This window comes from Saccharopolyspora sp. 6V, from assembly GCF_020176785.1.
GTDB lineage: Bacteria > Actinomycetota > Actinomycetes > Mycobacteriales > Pseudonocardiaceae > Saccharopolyspora_C > Saccharopolyspora_C gregorii.
The window spans coordinates 49948-50652 of the sequence record NZ_JAIUKB010000035.1; the positions used below are offsets into that span (position 1 = coordinate 49948).

The following is a 705-nucleotide window of genomic DNA, read 5'->3' on the forward strand; positions in this document are numbered from 1 at the left end:
CACCCCCCCGCCCCCCCGCCGGCCCCCCCCCCCCCCCCCCCCCCGCCCCCCCCCGGCGGCGGGGGGGGGCCCCCCCCCCCGTCTCGGGGTCCGCCGCGGGGGGCAAGCCGGGCGGAGCAGGGCGCGCGGCCGGACGGGGGCACCGGCGCTGCGGCGAACACGGAACGTTGCCGGCGAAAATTGCTGACCCTGTGCGTCCGGAACCCGCTCCGATCCGCCCCCGATCCCCCGCGAGCTGCGCCTACACCCCTGCCGTCGATCACTCCGAGTGGTACCGGTTCGGTCACGCGCCGAGCCGGAAAAGTCCGAAACCGGTTGCGATAGGAAACTCGGACTCGAATCGGTAACAGAGTGCAACTCCACCGCCCCTTCCGGCGATCACAAGGTGACGACTCGAAAGGGGCAAGGAGTGACCGTCACCGAACTCGCCGGAGCCGCCGTCAGCGCGGCGGCTCTGTGCGTCCTGACCGTGCTGCCCGGTGCCGCCCACGCGGAAGCGCAGCCGATCAGCGGGCTCCTCGGCGGCCCGAGCACCACGCAGACCAGCGCCGAGCACACCATCGAACTCCCGCTGCTCGGCGACCCGACCGAACGGACCGGCCCGCCGCCCACCGGCGCCGCGCCCAGCACCAGCGGTGCCCCCGCCACCGCGCCCGTCCACGACGAACCCATCCTCCCCGGTGACGGCGAGCTCGGTCAGCGCCA

At 75.2% G+C, this 705-nt stretch carries 1 protein-coding gene; it reads left to right on the forward strand.

Annotated elements, in window-relative coordinates; translation table 11 throughout:
• Positions 1-409 precede the first annotated feature (409 nt).
• Positions 410-705, forward strand: a 296-nt coding sequence (locus LCD35_RS08090; protein WP_225043975.1) for a hypothetical protein, incomplete at its 3' end; no start/stop codon positions are given.